Origin of the sequence: Streptomyces sp. XM83C (genome assembly GCF_023072675.1) — a bacterium.
In the GTDB taxonomy this organism is placed as follows: domain Bacteria; phylum Actinomycetota; class Actinomycetes; order Streptomycetales; family Streptomycetaceae; genus Streptomyces; species Streptomyces thermocoprophilus.
The window spans coordinates 1-1,480 of the sequence record NZ_JALLGL010000559.1; the positions used below are offsets into that span (position 1 = coordinate 1).

Below are 1,480 nucleotides of genomic sequence, written 5' to 3' on the forward strand. Positions count from 1 at the left end.
TCCGGCCGCGTGCGTGGTGACGCCCGGCGGGCCGACAAATCCCAAACAGGACAGTCGAGACGTCAGTCAGGCGAGGGGTCAGACCCACCAGCGGCGTCACCACGTCACATCCTCACTGTCAGGCGAGCCGCACCCCGGTCACCCTGGACTTCTTCGCCCTGCTCCACGGCCCCGAGCGGGTGACGATCCGTCACTTCCACTATGCGGGCGCGCCGTACGGCGGTGATCTGGCCGCGCTGGTCGGGCTCGTCGCGGGGGACCGGCTGCACCCGGAGATCGGCCGTACCGCCGACTGGTCGGACACCGCCCGCACCCTCGTCGACCTGCGGGAGCGCCGTATCCGAGGCAAGGCCGTCCTCACCACCGGGGGTACGGCATGAGCCTTGCCCCGCAGGACACCACCACCGGCACCGCAAGGGCCGAAAGGAGCGACACCGTGACCACGGCACAGCACGAGGACATCGTGACGGACATCGCGGCGTTCGCCGCCGCCCAATGGAGCCGCGCCCTCGGTGCGGGCGTCGACCCCTGCGAGTACCGGCGGGCCACCGAGGGCCTGCGTACCGTCGCCGACTGGGAGGCCGTCGGCACCGCGGCGGCCCGCGCCCACCTGGAGCGCGCCCGTACCGCCGCGAGCCCCCGCTCCGCGGGCGAACATCTCCTTGCCGCGGCCCGCTGGTTCCACGTCACCTCCCTCGCCCACGGTGCCGGTGCGCGGCGTGCCGCGGCCGACGCCGACGAGGCGCTGGAGCGGGCGCTGCGCATCCTGGAGCCCGGGGCGCGGCGGATCACCGGCGACGGATTCACCGGCTGGCTGCGCGGACCCGCGGACGCCCGGGCCACCGTGATCGTCGTGCCCGGACTGGACTCCGCGAAGGAGGAGTTCCTCGATGTGGTCACGGCCCTGCTGGACCGGGGCGCCGCCGTGTTCGCGATGGACGGACCCGGGCAGGGTGTGCTCGCCGGGCGCAGCACGCTCAGCCCCCGCTACGAGCAGGTCGTCGCCCGCGTCGTCGACGCACTCGGCGTCGAACGCGTCGGGGTGGTCGGGATGAGTCTCGGCGGGTACTTCGCGGCCCGCGCCGCCGCGCTGGAGGGCCGGGTGGCAGCGGCGGCCACGGTCAGCGGGCCGTCCCGGCTGCGGTGGGCCGAACTGCCGGAACCGGTACGGCAGATCCTCGCCCGGCGCTGCGGCGGCACCGAAGCGGCCGAGGCGTTCACCGACGCCGTGGACGTGACCGGGCTGGCGCCGCGTATCACCGTGCCGCTGCTCGTGGTCGACGGCGGGCAGGACATCATGCCCGGCGTCACCGGCAGCGGTCCGCTGGCCGAGGCCGCGCCGCACGCCACGTATCTGCGGGTGCCGCACGGCGACCACCTGCTGGGCAACGCCCGCCCCGACTGGCTGCCCCGCCTCGCCGACCACCTGGTGAACACCCTCACCGAGCCGGCCGGCTGACGGGCGGGCAGGGGCGTACGG

At 74.9% G+C, this 1,480-nt stretch carries 1 protein-coding gene and 1 pseudogene; both read left to right on the forward strand.

The genetic code is table 11. The features are described from left to right. Positions 1 to 119: 119 nt before the first annotated feature. Positions 120 to 380: pseudogene (locus MTQ10_RS30330) on the forward strand (zinc-binding dehydrogenase); the annotation flags it as partial. A 56-nt stretch (positions 381 to 436) separates the two neighbouring features. Beyond that, on the forward strand, positions 437 to 1,459 hold the full coding sequence (locus MTQ10_RS30335; protein WP_247473868.1) for an alpha/beta hydrolase family protein: 1,023 nt from the start codon (positions 437 to 439) through the stop codon (positions 1,457 to 1,459). Positions 1,460 to 1,480 lie beyond the last annotated feature (21 nt).